Origin of the sequence: Methylobacterium dankookense (genome assembly GCF_902141855.1) — a bacterium.
In the GTDB taxonomy this organism is placed as follows: domain Bacteria; phylum Pseudomonadota; class Alphaproteobacteria; order Rhizobiales; family Beijerinckiaceae; genus Methylobacterium; species Methylobacterium dankookense.
Map to the genome: position 1 here is coordinate 1 of NZ_CABFVH010000059.1, position 17792 is coordinate 17792.

Sequence of the window (17792 nt, forward strand, 5' to 3'; positions counted from 1 at the left end):
CGAGCCCGGCCGCGCGCCTCGAGACGCGGCCCCGCCGCCCGGCCTCCGCTCCGCCGCGGGCGCCGATCCCCGGCATCGCCGCGCGCGGCGGCCGGCCGGAGCCCGCCCCCGAGCCGGACGCCTGAACCCGAGAGACCGACCCCATGACCGTCACCAGCACCGCCGCGACCAGCGCGGCCACGACGACCGCGACGACCGCCGCCAAGGCCGCCAGCACGGTCGCGGCCAAGCTCAACGCCGAGACCTTTCTGACGCTGTTCATGGAGCAGCTGAAGAACCAGGATCCGACCAAGCCGATGGACTCGACGGAGTATGTCAGCCAGCTCGCGACCCTGTCCCAGGTCGAGCAGGCGACGCAGACCAACAAGAAGCTCGACTCGCTCCTGTCCTCCAGCTTCCTCGACCAGGCCGAGGCCCTCGTCGGCCGCACCATCACCTCGGCGGACGGCACGGTCTCCGGCGTCGTGACCTCGGTGAAGGTGACGAGCGACGGCGCCGTGGCGACGCTCAAGGACGGCAGCAGCCTGCTGCTGCAATCCGGGATCTCGGTCTCCTGACCGTTCCGCCGCGGCGCCTGCGCTGGTAGGACGGGCCGAAACGGGAGACCCCTCATGAACGAGGTCGATGCCCTCGAACTCGTGCGCGCCGCGATCTGGACGGTGCTCGTCGCCGCCGGCCCCGCCGTCGGCGCGGCGATGGCCGTCGGCATCGCGGTGGCGCTGCTCCAGGCGCTCACCCAGATCCAGGAGGTGACCCTCACCTTCGTGCCGAAGATCGTGGTGATCCTGCTCGTCCTCCTCGTCACCGGCACCTTCGTCGGCGCGCAGATCAACAGCTTCGCGGAACTCGCCTACGGGCGCATCGCCACCGGGTTCTGAGGGTCCCGGCGGATCATCCGGCCCCGGCACGGCCCAACCCCCGCGCAAGCTTGAGGCGCCAGAACCCTTCCGCATGAGACGCAGGCTCACCGGCGTCGAGACGTGGGGGATTCCCGATGGCAGCGGGCGGCGCGCTGGTCGTTGAGCAGAAGTCGCGGCGGGATTTCGGCTTCGCGGCGGGCATCGTCGCGATCCTGGCGGTGCTGTTCCTGCCCGTCCCCGCCATCCTCATCGATGTCGGGCTCGCCTTCTCGATCGCGCTGTCGGTGCTGATCCTGATGGTGGCGCTCTGGATCCAGAAGCCCCTCGAATTCTCCGCCTTCCCCACGGTGCTGCTCATCGCGACGCTGCTGCGGCTCGCGCTCGGCATCGCCACGACGCGGCTGATCCTGGCCAACGGCCAGAAGGGCGTCGACGCCGCCGGGCACGTCATCCAGGGCTTCTCGCAGTTCGTGATGAGCGGCGACTTCGTGATCGGGATCGTGGTCTTCGTGATCCTGATCACGGTCAACTTCTTGGTCATCACCAAGGGCGCGACCCGCATCGCGGAGGTGGGGGCCCGCTTCACCCTCGACGCCATCCCCGGCAAGCAGATGGCGATCGACGCCGATCTCAACGCGGGGCTCATCGACGACAAGGAGGCACAGCGCCGCCGCCGGGAGCTGGAGGAGGAATCGGCCTTCTTCGGCTCGATGGACGGCGCCTCGAAATTCGTGCGCGGCGAGGCGGTGGCCTCGCTCATCATCATCGCCGTCAATGTGTTCGGCGGCGTCATCATCGGCACCACGCGCCACGGGATGCCGCTGTCCCAGGCGGCGGACGTGTTCGTGAAGCTCTCGGTCGGCGACGGCCTCGTCTCGCAGATCCCGGCGCTGATCGTCTCGCTCGCCGCCGGCCTCCTCGTCTCGAAGGGCGGCACCCGCGGCACGGCCGAGGAGGCGGTGCTCGGCCAGCTCGGGGCCTATCCGCGCGCGCTGGCGGTGGCCGCCGCGCTGATGTTCGTCTTCGCCCTGGTGCCGGGCCTGCCCTTCCTGCCGTTCCTGGTGCTCAGCGCGCTGATGGGCTCCATCGCCTACGTCATCCCGCAGCGCGTCGCCGCCAAGAAGGCGCTGGCGGACGCCAAGGCGCGGGCCGAGGCCGAGGCCAAGGCGGAGGCGACGCGGGAATCGGTGAAGGAATCGCTGAAGACCCCGGAGATCGAGCTGATCCTCGGCCGCCAAGCCGCGGCGCAGATTCAGGCGAGCCATGCCGAGCTGACCCACCGCGTCGCCAAGATGCGCAAGAAGTTCGCCCGCCAGTACGGCTTCGTCGTCCCCGACATCAAGCTCACCGACAGCGTGGCCCTGCCGCCGAAGACCTACCAGATCCTGATCCATGGCACGGTGGTGGCGACGCAGGAGCTGCGCCCGGGCGAGATGCTCGTTGTGGTCGGCGACGGGCCGAGGCCCGACGTGCCGTCCGAGGAGGTGCGCGAGCCAGCCTTCGGCATGAAGGCGCTCTGGGTGATGGATTCCTACGGGCCGGAGGTGAAGCGCGGGGGCTTCGAGCCGATCGACGCGGCCTCCGTGCTGCTCACTCACCTCTCCGAGGTGATCCGCAACAACCTGCCCCAGTTCCTGTCCTACAAGGACATGCGCGCGCTGCTCGACAGGCTCGACCCCGAGTACAAGCGGCTGCTCGACGAGATCTGCCCGTCGCAGATCTCGCATTCGGGCCTGCAGGCGGTGCTGAAGCTGCTGCTCACCGAGCGCGTCTCGATCCGCAACCTGCACCTGATCCTGGAGGCGGTGGCCGAGATCACGCCGCATGCCCGCCGCGCCGAGCAGATCGCCGAGCATGTCCGCATGCGCGTCGCCCAGCAGATCTGCGGCGACCTCGCCGAGAACGGCGTGCTCAACGTGCTCCGGCTCGGGCCCAACTGGGACCTCTCCTTCCACCAGAGCCTGAAGCGCGACGCCAAGGGCGAGGTGGTGGAGTTCGACATCGACCCGCGCCTCGTGGAGCAGTTCGGCACCGAGGCCGCCGCCGCCATCCGCGAGCGCCAACGCCAAGTCCACAGCTTCGCCCTCGTCACGGCGCCGGACGCGCGGCCCTACGTGCGCATGATCATCGAGCGCCTGTTCCCGACCCTGCCCGTGCTCTCGCACCTGGAGATCGCCCGCGGCGTCGAGATCAAGGCTTTGGGCGCGATCTCGTGAGGGCGCATCGGGCGCCCGCCTGCGCGGGAGACGGGCGACGCTTGGGGGCAGACGCGGGGTGTGCGTCGCGGTTCATCGGCGAATCCGGAAACCGCGCTCCCCGTCTCCGCAGAGGGAGGGCAAGGTGATGACCGAGGCCTCCGATTCCATCCTCGGCGTGTTCCTGATCTTCTGCCGGGTCGGCGGCTGCCTGCTCGTGGTGCCGGGCTTCTCCAGCCCCCGGGTGCCGCAGCAGGTCCGGCTGCTTGTCGCGGGGGCCGTGTCGCTGGCACTGGCCCCCCTGCTGCTGCCGCTGTTCCAGGGGCGCATCGCCGGGCAGAGCCCGGGCCAGACGCTCGCCTTCATCCTCACCGAGAGCGTGACCGGGCTGCTGATCGGCTTCCTCGGCCGGGTCTTCCTCGTGGTGCTGGAGACCGTGATGAACGCGGCCTCCGTCATGGTCGGCTTCGGCAGCATGCCGGGCACGCCCGTGGAGGGCCAGGATCCGGTGCCGGCGGTGGAGGCGCTGATCCTGCTCACCGCCACCGCGCTCCTGTTCGCCTCGGACCTGCACTGGGAGCTGTTCCGCGGCCTCGTCGATTCCTACGGGCGCATCCCGCCCGGCGAGGGGATCGGCGCGCAGGCGAGCCTGATCCGCATCGTCGACCAGGTCGGCGACGCCTTCTCGCTGGGCCTGCGCATCACCGCGCCCTTCGTGATCTACGCAGTGGTCGTCAACCTCGCGGCGGGCTTCGTGAACAAGCTCACCCCGACCGTGCCGGTCTACTTCGTCGCCACGCCCTTCGTGATGTTCGGCGGCCTCCTGATGCTCCATTCCCTCGGGGGCGAGATGATGATGCAGTACCTGATGGGCTACGCCGCCTGGCTGCGGAAGGGCTGAGCCGTGGCGGGCGACAGGCGCCTGGAGCGGATGGAGCGGCTGGTGCGCATGCAGGAGCAGATGCGCCGCGCGGCCGAGCTCGACCTCGCCGCGACCCGCGAGCGCGCCGCCGCCCTGGAGGCCGACCGGGCCGCGCTGCTCGGCTCGCTCGGCGAGGGCGCCTTCGGCCACCTGCTGCTCGAGGCCGCCAACCGGCGCCTGCGGACCCTCGCCACCGAGGCGACGGAGCTCGAGGCGCAGGCCGCCCGCCAGACCGAGGCCCTGCGCGAGCGCGGGCTCGCGGGCAAGCGCGCCGAGGCGATGCAGGGGCGGCTGGAGGAGGCCCATGCCCGCGAGGCCGAGCGCCGCGCCATCCTCGACCGGCTGGACGGGATCGCGCGGCCGCGCGGCCCCGACGCAAGCCTCCCGTAAGCCAGGCGGGCTAGTCGGAACCGAGCCAGGGTCCCGCACCGCGCCGCGGGGTCAGCCCCGGAAGATCTGCGCCAGAAGATCCGCGCCATGAGCATCACCCCGCCCTCCGACATCGTGATGGACGTGGCCAAGGCCGCCGATCCCGGCCGCTACCAGGAAGCCGCGGCCAAGCTCTCGGCGCCCGGCGACCCGGCGGCCTTCACCGACGCGGTGCGCGCCGCCGGCCTCGCCCTGCACATGCCCCTCGACGCGCGCGGCACCCTGACCAGCCTGCAGAATCAGACGGCGGTCGCCTCCGGCGGCGGGGCGAGCGATCCCTACAAGCGCTTCGAGGGCCTGGTGCTCCAGCAATTCGTCGAGGCGATGATGCCGGAGAAATCCGAGACCGTGTTCGGCAAGGGCAATGCCGGCGGCATCTGGAAGTCGATGCTGGCCGAGCAGATCGGCGCCCAGATCGCCAAGTCCGGCGGCATCGGCATCGCCAAGATGCTGAGCGCCCACCCGATGGCCAAGCCGGCCGCGCCGGAGGTGGTGCCGGCCGCCGCGCAGACCGTCCCGCAGACGACACCGAAGGTCTGAGCCATGCTGCTCGCCGCCCTCAAGCGCCTGGAAGCCACCGTCGAGGCCGAGACCGAGGCGCTCGTCGCCCACGCGCCCCTCGACCATGCGGAGCTCAACCGCGCCAAGAGCCAGAGCCTCCTGGAGCTGACCCGCCTGACTCGGAACCTCGACATGGAGCAGGTGGACGCCGCCACCGCGATCCACCTCGCGCGCCTGCGCGACAAGCTCGTCCGCAACCAGGAGGTGGTGGCGATGCACCTGCGCGCGGTCGAGGAGATCGGCGAGACCCTGGCCGCCGCGACGCTCCGCGCCGAATCCGACGGCACCTACAGCGCGCGGATCGCCCCGGCCCATGGCTGAAACGGGTATGAGGGCGCAGGCTCGATCCGCCGGGCCGGAGGCCCGGCGCAAGCGCGACTGCGCGCCGACACCTATGTGTCGGATCGCGAAACGTCCGCGCAGCGGACTTTCGCAACAGGATAGATGTCCATGAAGGTGCTGATCACCGGCCTGTGGATCTGCGCCGTCACCATCCTGTCCTGCTACGGGGCGGTGACCTGGGGCGGCGGGCTCTTCGCCAAGAAGACCGAGGCCTATCTCGAGGGCCTGCAGTACCAGAAGCTCGCGCCGATCAACATCCCGATGATCGCCGAGGGCAAGGTGCAGGGCTACGTCATCGCAGTTCTGGTCTTCACCGCGGATGCGAAGCTGATGCACACTCTGCCGGTGCCGCCGAACGCCTTCGTGGTCGACGAGGCCTTCCGTCAGATTTACACCGACCCGACGATCGATTTCCGCAAGCTGGCGAAATACGACATCAACAAGCGCCTCGCCGAGATCCGCGCCAAGGTCAACGAGCGCCTCGGCGCCGACGTGGTCAAGGACGTGCTGGTGGACGAGTTGAACTTCGTCGCCAAGCGCGAGGTGCGGTCCTGATCAGCCCTCTGCGATGAACCGCGCCAGCTCCTCCCGCGCCAGCAGCGCGGCGAAGCGCTCCTCGACCGCGACGTCGGTCGTCACCAGAATGCCGCCGCAGACCGCGTCCTCGCCCGCGAGCGCGTAGCGCAGGACGCTGCCCGGCTGCAGGCCGGTGCGCGTCGCCACGAAGCCCTGCAGCGCGCCCGGCCGGTCCTCGCGCCCGCAGACGATATCCAGCCCCGCATTCCGCCCGGCGAGCGCCACCGGCACGAGGCCGATGCGCCGGGCGCCCTGCTGGGCGAGCGCACGGCGGGGGCCGGAGAGCGCCACGATGGCCTCGGGCGCGAGGTGGATCAGCCCCTCGAAGCCGAGCGCGTGGCCCGGCCGCGCGAAGCGGTCGAGCACGCAGAGCCCGTCGAGGGCGTCGGCGAGCAGGAAGACCCGGACATGGCGGTAATCGGGCCCGTGCACGCCGGTCTCGATGGCGTGCGCCGTGGCGCCGTCGAGGCGCAGCGACCCGCGGTAGCGCGCCGACCCCGCCACCGGCTCGCGCCCGTCCGGCACCGCGACGTTGTGGGCGCGGGCGGAGAGCAGGTAGGCGCGCGCCGCGCCCGTCTCCGCCCCCTCCGAGCCGCCGGCCTCCACGATCCAGCGGATCCCGTCCGCGGCGTAGACGAAGGAGGTGCAGTCGAGATGGCCCTGCGGGGCCTGCTCGGCGAAGGTGCTGGCGAAATGCGCGAAGCCGCGCCCCACCGGGTCGGCGCGGGCCGAGAGCGTGTCGAGGGGCGGCGGAGGCAGGCCGGCGTCCTCGGCCTCGCGCCCGGCCACCAGCGCGCGGGGCCGGCCGGCGAGAAGCCGGTCGATCCAGCCGGCCGATTCGCCCCCCGGCGGGCTGTCCCCGAACGGCGGCAGCCGCCCGGCGGGATCGACGAGGCCGGACAGGCCCGGCAGCGCGGCGGCGACCCGCGCCGCGATCAGCGGCCCGGGCTCCGCCTCGCCCAAGGTCTCGGCGAGCGCCCGGCCGAGGCCGAGGAGATCGAGGCGCCGCCGCAGGCCGGGATCGGCGAGCCGCCCATCCGGCGCGATCAGCGCGGCGACGCTCTCAGCGAGGCTCGCGAGCGCCAGCGAGGTCCAGAACGGGCTCGTGGGTAGGCGGGGCAGGGCGCGGGCGACGACGAGGAGCGCGGCCGCCGCCTGGACCCCGTGCAGGGAGCGGCCGAAGGCGTTCTGGCCGACGATCTCGGCGAGCGCGAAGCCGTGCTGCAGGCAGGCGCCGAGGAGGATCGAGGCGGTCTCGGCGGGCGCCTCGGGCAGGAGACCGGCCAGGGTCTCGGCCCGGGCGGTGAGCGCGGCCGGGTGCAGGCTGAGCGCGTCGGCGGGCTGGCCCCAGGGGTTGGCGGCGATCCAGGCTGCGGTGAGGCGCGGCGCCCCGGGCAGGCCCGGCATCCAGGCGAGCGACTGGTAGTCGAGCCGCCACGCCACCGAGCGGAACGGATCCTCGCACCAGTCCGGCGCCTCCGGCAGCGGCCAGGCCGGCTGCCCGGCGAGCGCCGGGAGCGGGCGCCCCTCATGGGTCTGGGCGGGCGGGCGCGCCTCGCCCTCGCGCAGAGCGCGGGCCCGGGCGAGGACAGGCGGCGCGGCCTCCGCCGGGAGCCAGGCGGATTCGGCGCCCTCAGGGAGACCGAGCCGCTCGGCGAGCCGGGCGGGGAAGGCCGCCGCGTCGAGGGCGTCCTCGCCGCACAGGCTCTCCAGGCGGAACTCCTCCTCCAGCGTCACCTCGGGCGCGGCGACGAGGGCGACCTCGGGGATGTCCTCGCCGGCCTCCTCCCAGGTGCGGAAGCCGATCTCCACGGAGGCCGCCCCCGCGGGCGGGCGCAGCGACAGGGTGAAGCGCCGGGCCTGGGGCGTCGCGGGCAGATTCACGGAGGCGCCGTGGCCCGGCACCGAGACCGTACCGGGATAGGGCGGGGGCAGGGGCGCGCCGGCAGCGTCCCGGTAGAGGATCGCCGCGTAGGCGGCGTGCTCGTCGGGCCGGCCCGCCACCACCTGGCCGCGCAGGACGAGGCCGACGCCCGGCAGCAGGGCGTGGCGCAGGGTCCAGGGCTCCGGCCCGAGCGTCCGGGCGGGCGGGGACGTCGCCTCGGGCCCGGCCCGGCGCAGCACCACGTCGGCGACCCGGAAGGGCGCCGTGTTACGCCAGGAGCGGAAGCCGAGGGCGAGGCCGCGCGCGCCCGCCGGCACCCGGAAGGCGATGCGGCAGGGAGCGTGGCGGCCGAGGCCGGCGCTCTGATAGGCGGGGCCGGCGATCCAGGCGCCGTGCGGGTCGGGCAGGGTACGCACCAGCCCCGGCACCTGCTCGGCATCGAGGCTGGAGCCATCCGCGGCCAGGAAGTCGAAGCCGGCGAGCGCGAAGTCGAGGGCGGCCTGCGCCGTCTCGGCCGCGTCCCAGGCGAGGCCGAATTCGAGGCAATAGCGCCCGCCGGGCTCCAGCCCGCGGAAGCCCAGCACGGCGCGCGCCCAGCGGTTCTTGGCCGCCACCACGTGCTCCCCCGCGCGCTGGCCGGCGCCCGCGCCGCCGGCATAGCGCGGGGTGACGGGGGTGAGGTCGCCGGCCGGCTCATCGCCGCGCGCGGTCTCCTCCGGCCCGGCCTCGGGCGGGGAGGGATCGGGCAAGGAATCGAGCAGGGGCGCGGCCGGGGATGCGCCGGAGGGGGCGCTGAGATCGTCCGGCACCGCGGCCGGGGGGTCGTCCGGGAGCATCGCCTCGGGAGGAATTGGGGTTTCGCGACGGGTTTCGCGCGGAGTGGGCCGCGGCGGCGCGGCCTGTCAAGGCAGCCGCCAGCCTCGTGCAAGATTGCCGGCCTACATCCCGGGTCCTGAGAGGGAGGTCCGTCCGGGACCGCCCCGGATTCACGGCACGAGAGGACGGAGGCGGCTTCATGACGGGCGTGTACCTGTTCGATCTCGCCTCGCAGCAGGCCCGCTACCTCGCGGTGCGGCAGACGACCATCGCGGGCAACGTGGCGAACGCCAACACCCCCGACTACAAGGCGCGCGACGTGGCACCCTTCGCGCAGGTCCTGGCCCGCACCGGGCTGGACCTGGCGACGACCGCGGCCGCGCATGCGGGCGCCTCGACCGGCGTGCCGGTGCGGGCGATGTCCGCCCGCGACGGCTGGGACGTTCTGGAGACCGGAAGCGGCGTCAGCCTGGAGCAGGAGATGCTCAAGGCGAGCGAAATCTCGCGCGAGCACAACCTCAACCTCGGGATCGTCAAGGCCTTCGACCGGATGCTGCGGCTGGCCGTGCGGGGCGGCTCATGATCGATCCGCTCCTCTCCGCCTCGAAGCTCGCCAGCGCCGGCCTCGAAGCGCAGTCCCTGCGCATGCGGGTGGTCTCGGAGAACCTCGCCAACGCCCAGTCCACGGGCGAGACGCCGGGCTCCGACCCCTATGCGCGCAAGACCGTCACCTTCCGGGCCGAGCTCGACCGGGCCATCGGCGCGGCTTCGGTGCGCGTCTCGGACATCGGCACCGACCGGGCGCCGTTCCGCACCGAGCACGACCCGGGCAACCCGGCCGCCGACGAGAAGGGCATGGTCAAGCTGCCGAACGTGAACATGCTGGTCGAGATGGCCGACATGCGCGAGGCCAACCGCTCCTACGAGGCCAACCTCCAGGTGATCAAGCAGGCCCGCGCGATGGTGGCCGGCGTGATCGACCTCCTCAAGTCCTGAAGGATTCTCGATGATCGAGGCTCTCGCGTCGCTCTCGGCCTTCGACAAGGCCGTCCAGTCCGCCGCTCTGTCCCGGGCCGACACCGCGCCGGTGCAGAAGGCCGCCTTCTCCGGCCTCGCCGGGGTCGCGGGGACGGCGCCCGCCGCGGGCTCGGCCGGCGACTTCTCGGACATCATGGCCCAGCTCGCCAGCGGCGTGCGCAACGACCTGCGCGCCGGCGAGGCGGCCTCGATTGCCGGCATCCAGGGCAAGGCGACTGCCCAACAGGTGGTCGAGGCGGTGATGTCGGCCGAGCAGAGCCTCCAGACCGCGGTGGCGATCCGCGACAAGGTGGTGGCCGCCTATCTCGAACTGAGCCGCATGGCGATCTGACGGAGCCCGAGAACCGATGAGAGCGCTTGCCATCGCCGCCACGGGCATGTCCGCCCAGCAGCTCAACCTCGAAGTCATCGCCAACAACATCGCGAACCTGAACACGACCGGGTTCAAGGGCGCGCGGGCCGAGTTCACGGACCTGCTCTACCAGGCCGAGCGCCAGTCGGGCGTGCCGAACCAGGCGGGCCAGGAGGCGATTCCCGAGGGCGCGATGCTCGGCCTCGGCGTGCGCGCCGCGGCGATCCGCAACCTGCACCGGCAGGGCTCGCTGGCCAATACGGGCAACCAGCTCGACCTCGCGGTGAACGGGCGCGGCTACTTCCAGATCACCAACCCGAACGGCGAGATCAACTACACGCGCGCCGGCGCCTTCAACAAGAACGCCGCCGGCCAGCTCGTGACCCTCGAGGGCTACCTCGTCGACCCGGCGATCCTGATCCCGAACAACACCACCGAGATCACGGTGAACCAGTCGGGCCAGGTCTTCGCCAAGATCGACGGCCAGGTGGCGCTGCAGCAGCTCGGCCAGCTCACGCTCGCGAACTTCGCCAACGAGGCGGGCCTGGAGCCGCTCGGCAACGGGCTCTACCGCGAGACCCCCGCCTCCGGCCAGCCGGTCGTCGGCAACCCGGGCGACGTGAGCTACGGCAAGATCCAGCAGGGCTATCTCGAGGGCTCGAACGTCGATCCGGTCAAGGAGATCACCAACCTGATCACGGCCCAGCGCTCCTTCGAGATGAACTCCAAGGTGATCCAGGCCGCCGACGAGATGGCCGGCACCGTCTCCAAGGGCATCCGCTAAGGGCATCCGCCGAGCGGCACGCCGCGGCGGGCTGCCGCCTTCCCGACCACACGGCCCGGCACGCGCCCCGCGTGCCGGGAGGACAGACCGGGCGCTCCCGCGCGCACCGCTCGCAGAACCCCGGCCGCGACCGCCATGTCCCGCCTCCGCCTCGCCGCCCTCGCCCTGCTGCTGGCCTGCGCCCCCGCCCGGGCCGCGCCCGCGCCGGCCGGCTCCTTCCAGGCCGGCCCCGACGAGATCATGCTGCCGGTGCCCACCGTCACGATCTATGCGGGCGACACCATCAAGGAGACGATGCTGCGCCTGCAGCCCTATCCGGCGAGCTATCGCGGGCGCTCGGCCGTGATCGACGCGCCGCTCGCCATCGCCGGGCGCACCGCCCGCCGCATGCTGCTGCCGGGCGAGCCGATCCCCGTGAACGCGGTGGACGATCCCCGCCTCGTCAGCCGCGGCGCCCCCACGCAGATGATCTTCGAGGAGAACGGCCTCATCATCACCGCGGTCGGCGCGCCGCTCCAGAACGGGGGCCTCGGCGAGACCATCCGGGTGCGCAACACCGACACCAACCGCATCGTGCTCGGCACCGTGATGGCCGACGGGCGCATCCGCATCGGGGCGCAGTGATGCGCCGCCGCCTCCTCGCGCTGCTCGCCCTCGTCCTGACGGGGCTTGCCCTCGTCCCGGCGGGGCCCGCCCTCGCCGGCACCCGCATCAAGGACATCGCGACGCTGAAGGGCGTGCGCGACAACCAGCTCTTCGGCTACGGCCTCGTCACCGGCCTCCAGGGCACCGGCGACACCCTGCGCAACGCGCAGTTCACCGAGCAGTCGCTGCAATCGCTCCTCGACCGGCTCGGCATCAACGTGCGCGACGCGCGCCTGCGCACCCGCAACATCGCCGCCGTGATGGTGACCGCCGACCTCCCGCCCTACACGGGCACGGGCTCGCGCATCGACGTCACCGTGACCTCGCTCGGCGACGCCACCTCGCTGCGCGGCGGCACCCTGCTGATGACGCCGCTCACCGGCGGCGACGGCCTCGTCTACGCCGCGGCCCAGGGACCGCTCGCGGTCTCCGGCTTCAGCGTGCAGGGCCAGGCCGAGCAGCTCACGCAAGGGGTGCCCACCGCCGGGCGCATCCCGAACGGCGCGATGATCGAGCGCGAGGTGCCGGGCACCTTCCGCGACCTGCCGGAACTCGTGTTCGAGCTGAAGAACCCGGACTTCAAGACCGCGACCCTGGTGGCGGACGCGATCAACGCCTGGTCGATGGCCCGTTTCCGGCGCCGCATCGCCAATGCCCGCGACCAGCGCTCGGTGGTGGTGCTGCGCGGGCGCGACGCGGCGCAGACGCGGCTGGTGGCCGAGATCGGCGACCTGACGATCCAGCCCGACGTCCCGGCCCGCGTCGTCGTGGACCAGCGCACCGGCACGGTCGTGATCGGCCGCAACGTGCAGATCTCCACCGTCGCCGTCACCCACGGCAACCTGACGGTGCGGGTCACCGAGACCCCCGAGGTGTCCCAGCCCGCGCCCTTCTCCCGCGGTGAGACCACGGTGGTGCCGCGCACCGAGGTGGCGGCCCGCGAGGAGCAGGGCAAGCTCGCCATCATCGGCGGCTCGGACCTGCAGACGCTGGTGCGCGGCCTGAACTCGGTGGGGCTCAAGCCGACCGACATCATCGCGATCCTCCAGGCGGTGAAGACCGCGGGCGCCCTCCAGGCGGAGCTTGTGGTGCAATGACGCGCCTTCTCACCCTCCTGCTCTGCCTGATCGCCGCGCCGGCGCTGGCGGCCGGCGGCGGCCACGGCGATCAGGCGGACCCCGCCAAGGAGGCCGCCATGAAGGCCCTCGCGATCCGCGACGGGGCCAAGGAGGTCTCGGCCCAGGATTACGTGAAGGAGCAGCCCAAGGGGGGCTACTGCGCCAGCATCGCGGACGCCGCCGCCGATGCCCGTTTCGCCTGGCAGAAGGAGCAGCTCGCGGCCCTCGAGCGCGAGGTCGAGGCGCGTATCGCCAAGCTCGAGGAGAAGCGGGCCGAGTACGAGACCTGGCTGAAGCGCCGCGAGGCCTTCCTCGCCAAGGCCGACGAGTCGGTGGTGGCGCTCTACGCCAAGATGCGCCCCGACGCCGCCGCGCCCCAGCTCGCCACCATGCAGGAGGACGCGGCCGCCGCGATCCTCTCGAAGCTCAACGCCCGGGCGGCGAGCGCCATCCTCGCCGAGATGGAGGCCGCCCGCGCCGCCGGCCTCGCGCGCCGGATGTCCGATCTCGGCCGCAAGCGCGACGAGGCCAAGAAGACCGAGAAGCAGGACGACAGATCGTGACGGCCCGTCTCATCCCTCCGCTCGCCCTCGCCCTCTGCCTCGGCGCCTGCCACAGCAACGTCGCCGAGATCGGCCGGCAGCCGGTGCTCACGCCGGTCGGCGCCGGTCTCTCGCCGCCGCGCGAGCCGCTGCCCGTCACCTTCGGAGCGCTGGGGCCGCGCTCGGGCTACCACTCCACCTGGTCGCCGGGCAGCGCCGAGCTGTTCCAGGACCCGCGCGCACGCAACGTCGGCGACGTGATCACGGTCAACATCGCGATCAACGACAAGGCGCAGTTCGACAATGCCAGCGAGCGCTCGCGCAGCCAGAAATCGAGCCTCGGCTTCGATTTCGGCTACGGCGTCTCGGGGCTCAAGGATTCGGCGACCGCCGATGCCGGCATACGCTCCGGCACCAGCACGAAGGGCGAGGGCACGATCGACCGCAAGGAGACCCTGAGCCTCTCGATCGCGGCCGTCGTCACCGAGGTCCTGCCGAACGGCAACGTGCTGATCTCGGGCTCGCAGGAGGTGCGGGTCAACAACGAGGTCCGGGTGCTGGCAGTGGCCGGCATCGTGCGCCCGCGCGACATCTCGCGGAAGAACACCATCGACTACGACAAGATCGCCGAGGCGCGCATCTCCTACGGCGGACGCGGGCGCATCACCGACGTGCAGGCCCCGACGCTCGGCCAGCAGATCTTCGAGACCGTGGCGCCGTTCTAGCGCGCTCCCACGCCGAAGCGGATCCCGGTTCGGCGCGAGAGCACGCGTGAAAGAGCGGACCGCCCCCGAGGCCGCGCCTCGCGGGCCACCTGGAAGGAAGCACTCCGATGGCCGAGGGCGCGGAGACGAAGAAGGGCGGCAAGGGCTGGGTCGGGGCGCTCCTCCTCACCACCCTGGTCGCGGTCGGCACCGGGGGCGCGCTCGGCGCCTACCTGCTGTCGAGCGTCGAGAAGGCCGTCGACCAGAAGGTGCGCGACGAGCAGGCCAAGGCCGCCCCGGTGCTGAACTATACGGGCGAGCTGAGCCTGCGCAGCGTCGGCTCGGTGGTGACGAACCTCGCCGACCCGGCCGATTCCTGGGTGCGCCTCGAATCCTCCCTGGTGTTCAAGACGGGCGCCCTGCAGAACCCGGACGTGGCGGTGGCCGAGATCCGCGCCGACATGATCGCCTATCTGCGCACCCTCTCGATGGCCCAGATCGAGGGCGCGAGCGGCCTCCAGCACCTGCGCGAGGACCTCAACGAGCGCGTGGCCCTGCGCAGCAAGGGCAGCATCCGCGAGCTCATCGTCGAATCTCTGGTGGTGCAATGACGGGCCGCGCCTTGCGCCTCCTCGCCGTCCTCGGCCTGACGCTCGCGGCGACCGCCGCCCACGCGCAGGGGGCGGGCGGCGCGCCGGGCTCCGCCACCGGCATGCCCTTCCTCGACCAACTCCTGCCGCCCGGCAACGGGGCGGCCTCGGGCCGCATCCTGCAGCTCGTGGCGCTGTTCACCGTGCTCTCGCTGGCGCCGGGCCTCCTCGTGATGGTGACGAGCTTCACGCGCTTCGCCGTGGCGCTCTCCTTCCTGCGCTCCGGGCTCGGGCTGCAGAGCACGCCGGCCAACCTCTTCCTCGTCTCGCTGTCGCTGTTCATGACCTTCTACGTCATGGCTCCGACCTTCGACCGGGCCTGGAACGAGGGCGTGAAGCCCTTGCAGGAGAACCGGATCAGCGAGGAGGAGGCCTTCCCGAAGATCGTCGATCCGTTCCGCGAGTTCATGGCCTCCCATGTCCGCCCGAAGGACCTGCAGACCTTCTCGGACCTCGCGAGCCGCAACCTGCCGAAGGCGGAGGCCGGCGAGAAGATCGACCTGCGCATCCTGATCCCGGCCTTCATGATCTCGGAGCTGCGCCGGGGCTTCGAGATCGGCTTCCTGATCGCGCTGCCCTTCCTGGTGATCGACATCATCGTTTCCACCATCGTGATGTCGATGGGCATGATGATGCTGCCTCCGACCGTGATCTCGCTGCCGTTCAAGGTGCTGTTCTTCATCCTGATCGACGGCTGGAACCTCCTCGTCGGCGGGCTGGTGCGATCGTTCTTCTGAGATCGGCCCCGCCGCGCCGCACGCCAAGCTCCGCGCAAGGCTGACCCGCCAGACAGACCTCCGACGAAGGTCACGTCGCCAACGGGATTGGTCCAGGGATGTCCGGTCGCGAGCAAGCCGAGAGGCTGTGGAGCAATATCGTCGAGCTCGGAGCCCGCAGGCTGATCGCCCTCGGGCTGGTCGGCCTGCTGGTGTTCCTGGCGGTGGGGCTCGGGGCCTACTACCTCAGCCGGCCGGCGCAGGAGCCCCTCTATACGGGCCTGTCGCGCGAGGACGTCTCGCGCATCGGCGGCGTGCTCAAGGATTCCGGCATCCCCTTCGACGTCAGCGCCGACGGCACCGCGGTGCTGGTCGCCTACGGCAACACCGCCCAGGCTCGCATGCTGCTCGCCGAGAAGGGCCTGCCGCAGAGCGCCAAGTCGGGCTACGAGCTGTTCAACGATCTCGGCTCGCTCGGCATGACCTCCTTCATGCAGGAGGTGACGCGGGTGCGCGCGCTGGAAGGCGAACTCGCCCGCACCATCCAGGGCATGAAGGGCGTGCGCGCCGCCCGCGTCCACATCGTGCTGCCCGACCGCGCCTCGTTCCGGCGCGACCAGCAGCCGCCCTCTGCCTCCGTGGTGGTGCGCAGCGAGCCCGCCGACGACGTCTCCGGCGCGCAGGCGATCCGCCAGCTCGTGGCCGCCGCGATCCCCGGCCTCAAGGCCGACCGCGTCACCGTGATCGGCTCGGACGGCACCATCCTGCTGTCGGGCGACGACAACAGCCTGCAGCCGTCGGGCAAGATGGCGAGCCTGGAGAAGATCGTCGGCCGCGAGGTGCAGGACAACATCCGCCGCACCCTGACCCCCTATCTCGGCACCGGCAATTTCGAGGTCAGCGTCGCGGCCCGGCTCAACACCGACAAGACCTCGACCAACGAGACGATCTACAACCCCGATCAGAGGGTCGAGCGCTCGACCCGCTCGGTGCGCGAGAGCGAGAACGCGCAGAACCGCGCCACCCAGCGCCCGACCAGCGCCCAGCAGAACCTGCCCGACCAGCGCACCCGCTCGGACGGCAACGACCAGTCGAGCAACGAGACCTCGAAGAAGGAGGATCTCACCAACTACGAGATCTCCCAGAAGACGATCCAGACGGTGAGCGACGGCTACGCCATCCGCCACCTCTCGGTCGCGGTGCTGGTCAACCGCTCGCGGCTCGCCGCGCTCGCCGGCCCCGAGGGCAAGGGCACCAGCGTCGAGGCGCAGATCGCCGAGATCGAGCAGCTCGTGGCCTCCGCCGCCGGATCCAGCAAGGAGCGCGGCGACATGGTGAAGGTCGCCGCCGTCGGCTTCATCAACGACGGCCAGGCGCTGGAGCCGGTGCCGCCGCTCTCCGTCACCGACGTGATGCTGCGCCAGTCGGGCACCCTCATCAACGCCGCCACGATCCTGGTGGTCGCCGCCCTCCTGATCTGGTTCGGCCTGCGCCCGGCGCTGCGCGCCATCCTGGCGACGCCCGAGACGGCGCAGTCGGAGGTCGCGCTCCTCGACGCCGCGGGCAACCCGGTCCTCGCGGCGAGCGGCGCCGCGGCGCTCCCCGGTGCGCCCGGCGAGGCGGCGCTGGCAGGACCCGGCGCGGAGAACCCGGCGCTCGCTGCCCCCGCCATGGCGAGCCTCATCGAGGACATGGCCGAGAAGATGGAGCGCTCGCCCCAGAAGCGGCTGGAGCAGATGATCGATCTCGACGAGGAGCAGGTCGCCGCGATCCTCAAGCGCTGGCTGGTGCGTGAGGAGGCCACCGCGTGAGCGCAATCCTGGCGAGCTTCCTGCCCGACTTCTCCGACGCCCTGAAGGCGCCCCCCGGCCTGCCCCGGGCCGCCCAGGCCCGGCCCCTCCCGCTCCAGGCGCCGCAGCCGCTGCCGCTGCCCGCCGCCCTCGCTGCGCCGAGCACCACTGCCGCGCCGGCCCGGCCCGGCATCATCCCGCTCGCCGTCGCCCTCGCGGCGGCCGCGCCCCCCGCGCCGGCACCCGCCGCGGCCGATCCCTTCGCCAACCCGGACCCCTTCGCCAACCCCTGGGCCGGCCTGAAGCGCTCGGCCGCCGAGGCGCCGCCGCCCGAGCCCGTCGAGACGCCCGAGGAGCGCACCGCGCTCCTGGCGGAGGCCGAGGCCCGCGGCCGCGAGCAGGGCCTGGCGGAAGCGCGCGCCGAGGCCGAGGCGCGGCTGGAGCAGGAACGGGCAGCGTTCGAGACGCGCTTCGCCGAGGCGCGCCGCCAGTGGAGCGAGAGCGAGGCGGAAGCCCTGGCCTCGGGATTCGCCGCGGCCCTGCGCGCCCTCGACGCGGAGCTCACCGCGCGCATCGCGCGGCTGCTGGTGCCCGTCCTCACCGACGCCCTGCGCCGCCGCGCCGTGGCCGAGCTCGGGGACGCGCTGCAGCGCCTGCTCGCCGACCCGCAGGCGGCCCGGGTGCGGGTGAGCGGGCCCGAGGACCTGCTCGCGGCGCTCGGCGACCGGCTCGGCCCCCTCGCCGACACGATCGCCTTCGCGCCGGGTGAGGCGCCCGAGGTCTCGGTCGTCGCCGACCAGACCGTGATCGAGACCCAGCTCGCGGCCTGGACGCGCCTGCTGGCCGCGGCGGTGGCGGAGAGCTGAC

General features: G+C 72.3%; 21 protein-coding genes. 20 read left to right on the plus strand and 1 reads right to left on the minus strand.

From position 1 onward, the window contains the following. Positions 1-143 precede the first annotated feature (143 nt). From flgD to MTDSW087_RS26370, 8 genes are all read left to right on the plus strand, one after another. Positions 144-557, plus strand: coding sequence for a flagellar hook assembly protein FlgD (gene flgD / locus MTDSW087_RS26335; protein ID WP_144768189.1), 414 nt, complete (start codon positions 144-146; stop codon positions 555-557). A gap of 54 nt (positions 558-611) precedes the next feature. Beyond that, entirely contained in the window at positions 612-878 is a 267-nt protein-coding gene (locus tag MTDSW087_RS26340) for a flagellar biosynthetic protein FliQ (protein WP_144768190.1), read from the plus strand. Positions 879-994: 116 nt separating this feature from the next. Beyond that, complete coding sequence (gene flhA, locus MTDSW087_RS26345; protein WP_144768193.1) at positions 995-3076, plus strand: flagellar biosynthesis protein FlhA; 2082 nt, start codon at positions 995-997, stop codon at positions 3074-3076. 127 nt (positions 3077-3203) lie between these two features. After that, positions 3204-3956 (plus strand): flagellar biosynthesis protein FliR, encoded by a 753-nt coding sequence (gene fliR, locus MTDSW087_RS26350; protein WP_144768195.1) that lies wholly within the window; start codon positions 3204-3206, stop codon positions 3954-3956. Positions 3957-3959: 3 nt separating this feature from the next. Further along, positions 3960-4367, plus strand: a complete 408-nt coding sequence (locus MTDSW087_RS26355) for a hypothetical protein (RefSeq protein WP_238179035.1) — start codon at positions 3960-3962, stop codon at positions 4365-4367. 87 nt (positions 4368-4454) lie between these two features. Next, a complete protein-coding gene (locus tag MTDSW087_RS26360) occupies positions 4455-4946 on the plus strand; it encodes a rod-binding protein (protein WP_144768197.1) in 492 nt (163 codons plus the stop codon). Positions 4947-4949: 3 nt separating this feature from the next. Next, positions 4950-5288 carry a flagellar protein FlgN gene (locus tag MTDSW087_RS26365; protein ID WP_144768199.1) on the plus strand — a complete coding sequence of 113 codons (339 nt, stop codon included), beginning with the start codon at positions 4950-4952 and terminating at the stop codon, positions 5286-5288. A 129-nt stretch (positions 5289-5417) separates the two neighbouring features. Continuing rightward, entirely contained in the window at positions 5418-5864 is a 447-nt protein-coding gene (locus tag MTDSW087_RS26370) for a hypothetical protein (protein ID WP_144768201.1), read from the plus strand. On the opposite strand, the gene MTDSW087_RS26375 is transcribed toward MTDSW087_RS26370, so the two are convergent. Further along, complete coding sequence (locus MTDSW087_RS26375; protein WP_144768203.1) at positions 5865-8606, minus strand: heparinase II/III domain-containing protein; 2742 nt, start codon at positions 8604-8606, stop codon at positions 5865-5867. A 179-nt stretch (positions 8607-8785) separates the two neighbouring features. Between MTDSW087_RS26375 and flgB the strand changes: the two genes are divergently transcribed. From flgB to MTDSW087_RS26435, 12 genes are all read left to right on the plus strand, one after another. Then, on the plus strand, positions 8786-9169 hold the full coding sequence (gene flgB, locus MTDSW087_RS26380) for a flagellar basal body rod protein FlgB (protein ID WP_144768205.1): 384 nt from the start codon (positions 8786-8788) through the stop codon (positions 9167-9169). Beyond that, positions 9166-9582, plus strand: a complete 417-nt coding sequence (flgC, locus tag MTDSW087_RS26385; RefSeq protein ID WP_144768207.1) for a flagellar basal body rod protein FlgC — start codon at positions 9166-9168, stop codon at positions 9580-9582. The genes flgB and flgC overlap by 4 nt, the downstream gene beginning before the upstream one ends. A 10-nt stretch (positions 9583-9592) precedes the next feature. Then, entirely contained in the window at positions 9593-9955 is a 363-nt protein-coding gene (gene fliE, locus MTDSW087_RS26390; RefSeq protein ID WP_144768209.1) for a flagellar hook-basal body complex protein FliE, read from the plus strand. A gap of 16 nt (positions 9956-9971) precedes the next feature. Further along, entirely contained in the window at positions 9972-10760 is a 789-nt protein-coding gene (flgG, locus tag MTDSW087_RS26395; RefSeq protein WP_144768211.1) for a flagellar basal-body rod protein FlgG, read from the plus strand. Positions 10761-10895: 135 nt separating this feature from the next. Beyond that, entirely contained in the window at positions 10896-11384 is a 489-nt protein-coding gene (gene flgA, locus MTDSW087_RS26400) for a flagellar basal body P-ring formation chaperone FlgA (RefSeq protein ID WP_144768213.1), read from the plus strand. Continuing rightward, a complete protein-coding gene (gene flgI, locus MTDSW087_RS26405; RefSeq protein ID WP_144768216.1) occupies positions 11384-12502 on the plus strand; it encodes a flagellar basal body P-ring protein FlgI in 1119 nt (372 codons plus the stop codon). The genes flgA and flgI overlap by 1 nt, the downstream gene beginning before the upstream one ends. Continuing rightward, the gene (locus tag MTDSW087_RS26410) at positions 12499-13086 is read left to right on the plus strand and encodes a MotE family protein (RefSeq protein WP_144768218.1); all 588 of its coding nucleotides are present in this window, start codon (positions 12499-12501) and stop codon (positions 13084-13086) included. The genes flgI and MTDSW087_RS26410 overlap by 4 nt, the downstream gene beginning before the upstream one ends. Continuing rightward, a complete protein-coding gene (gene flgH, locus MTDSW087_RS26415) occupies positions 13083-13790 on the plus strand; it encodes a flagellar basal body L-ring protein FlgH (protein ID WP_144768220.1) in 708 nt (235 codons plus the stop codon). The genes MTDSW087_RS26410 and flgH overlap by 4 nt, the downstream gene beginning before the upstream one ends. A 107-nt stretch (positions 13791-13897) precedes the next feature. Continuing rightward, the gene (locus MTDSW087_RS26420) at positions 13898-14380 is read left to right on the plus strand and encodes a flagellar basal body-associated FliL family protein (protein WP_144768222.1); all 483 of its coding nucleotides are present in this window, start codon (positions 13898-13900) and stop codon (positions 14378-14380) included. After that, positions 14377-15156, plus strand: coding sequence for a flagellar type III secretion system pore protein FliP (gene fliP / locus MTDSW087_RS26425; RefSeq protein ID WP_144768225.1), 780 nt, complete (start codon positions 14377-14379; stop codon positions 15154-15156). The genes MTDSW087_RS26420 and fliP overlap by 4 nt, the downstream gene beginning before the upstream one ends. Before the next feature lie 98 nt (positions 15157-15254). Next, entirely contained in the window at positions 15255-16946 is a 1692-nt protein-coding gene (fliF, locus tag MTDSW087_RS26430) for a flagellar basal-body MS-ring/collar protein FliF (RefSeq protein ID WP_144768227.1), read from the plus strand. Next, positions 16943-17791 carry a hypothetical protein gene (locus tag MTDSW087_RS26435; protein ID WP_144768229.1) on the plus strand — a complete coding sequence of 283 codons (849 nt, stop codon included), beginning with the start codon at positions 16943-16945 and terminating at the stop codon, positions 17789-17791. Before fliF ends, MTDSW087_RS26435 begins: the two co-directional genes overlap by 4 nt. Position 17792 lies beyond the last annotated feature (1 nt).

Bases quoted from the DNA above. Each gene is read 5' to 3' on its own strand.
- flgD (WP_144768189.1), top strand. From the start codon at position 144: ATGACCGTCACCAGCACCGCCGCGACCAGCGCGGCCACGACGACCGCG.
- MTDSW087_RS26340 (WP_144768190.1), top strand. From the start codon at position 612: ATGAACGAGGTCGATGCCCTCGAACTCGTGCGCGCCGCGATCTGGACG.
- flhA (WP_144768193.1), top strand. From the start codon at position 995: ATGGCAGCGGGCGGCGCGCTGGTCGTTGAGCAGAAGTCGCGGCGGGAT.
- fliR (WP_144768195.1), top strand. From the start codon at position 3,204: ATGACCGAGGCCTCCGATTCCATCCTCGGCGTGTTCCTGATCTTCTGC.
- MTDSW087_RS26360 (WP_144768197.1), top strand. From the start codon at position 4,455: ATGAGCATCACCCCGCCCTCCGACATCGTGATGGACGTGGCCAAGGCC.
- MTDSW087_RS26365 (WP_144768199.1), top strand. From the start codon at position 4,950: ATGCTGCTCGCCGCCCTCAAGCGCCTGGAAGCCACCGTCGAGGCCGAG.
- MTDSW087_RS26370 (WP_144768201.1), top strand. From the start codon at position 5,418: ATGAAGGTGCTGATCACCGGCCTGTGGATCTGCGCCGTCACCATCCTG.
- MTDSW087_RS26375 (WP_144768203.1), bottom strand. From the start codon at position 8,606: ATGCTCCCGGACGACCCCCCGGCCGCGGTGCCGGACGATCTCAGCGCC.
- flgB (WP_144768205.1), top strand. From the start codon at position 8,786: ATGACGGGCGTGTACCTGTTCGATCTCGCCTCGCAGCAGGCCCGCTAC.
- flgC (WP_144768207.1), top strand. From the start codon at position 9,166: ATGATCGATCCGCTCCTCTCCGCCTCGAAGCTCGCCAGCGCCGGCCTC.
- fliE (WP_144768209.1), top strand. From the start codon at position 9,593: ATGATCGAGGCTCTCGCGTCGCTCTCGGCCTTCGACAAGGCCGTCCAG.
- flgG (WP_144768211.1), top strand. From the start codon at position 9,972: ATGAGAGCGCTTGCCATCGCCGCCACGGGCATGTCCGCCCAGCAGCTC.
- flgA (WP_144768213.1), top strand. From the start codon at position 10,896: ATGTCCCGCCTCCGCCTCGCCGCCCTCGCCCTGCTGCTGGCCTGCGCC.
- flgI (WP_144768216.1), top strand. From the start codon at position 11,384: ATGCGCCGCCGCCTCCTCGCGCTGCTCGCCCTCGTCCTGACGGGGCTT.
- MTDSW087_RS26410 (WP_144768218.1), top strand. From the start codon at position 12,499: ATGACGCGCCTTCTCACCCTCCTGCTCTGCCTGATCGCCGCGCCGGCG.
- MTDSW087_RS26420 (WP_144768222.1), top strand. From the start codon at position 13,898: ATGGCCGAGGGCGCGGAGACGAAGAAGGGCGGCAAGGGCTGGGTCGGG.
- fliP (WP_144768225.1), top strand. From the start codon at position 14,377: ATGACGGGCCGCGCCTTGCGCCTCCTCGCCGTCCTCGGCCTGACGCTC.
- fliF (WP_144768227.1), top strand. From the start codon at position 15,255: ATGTCCGGTCGCGAGCAAGCCGAGAGGCTGTGGAGCAATATCGTCGAG.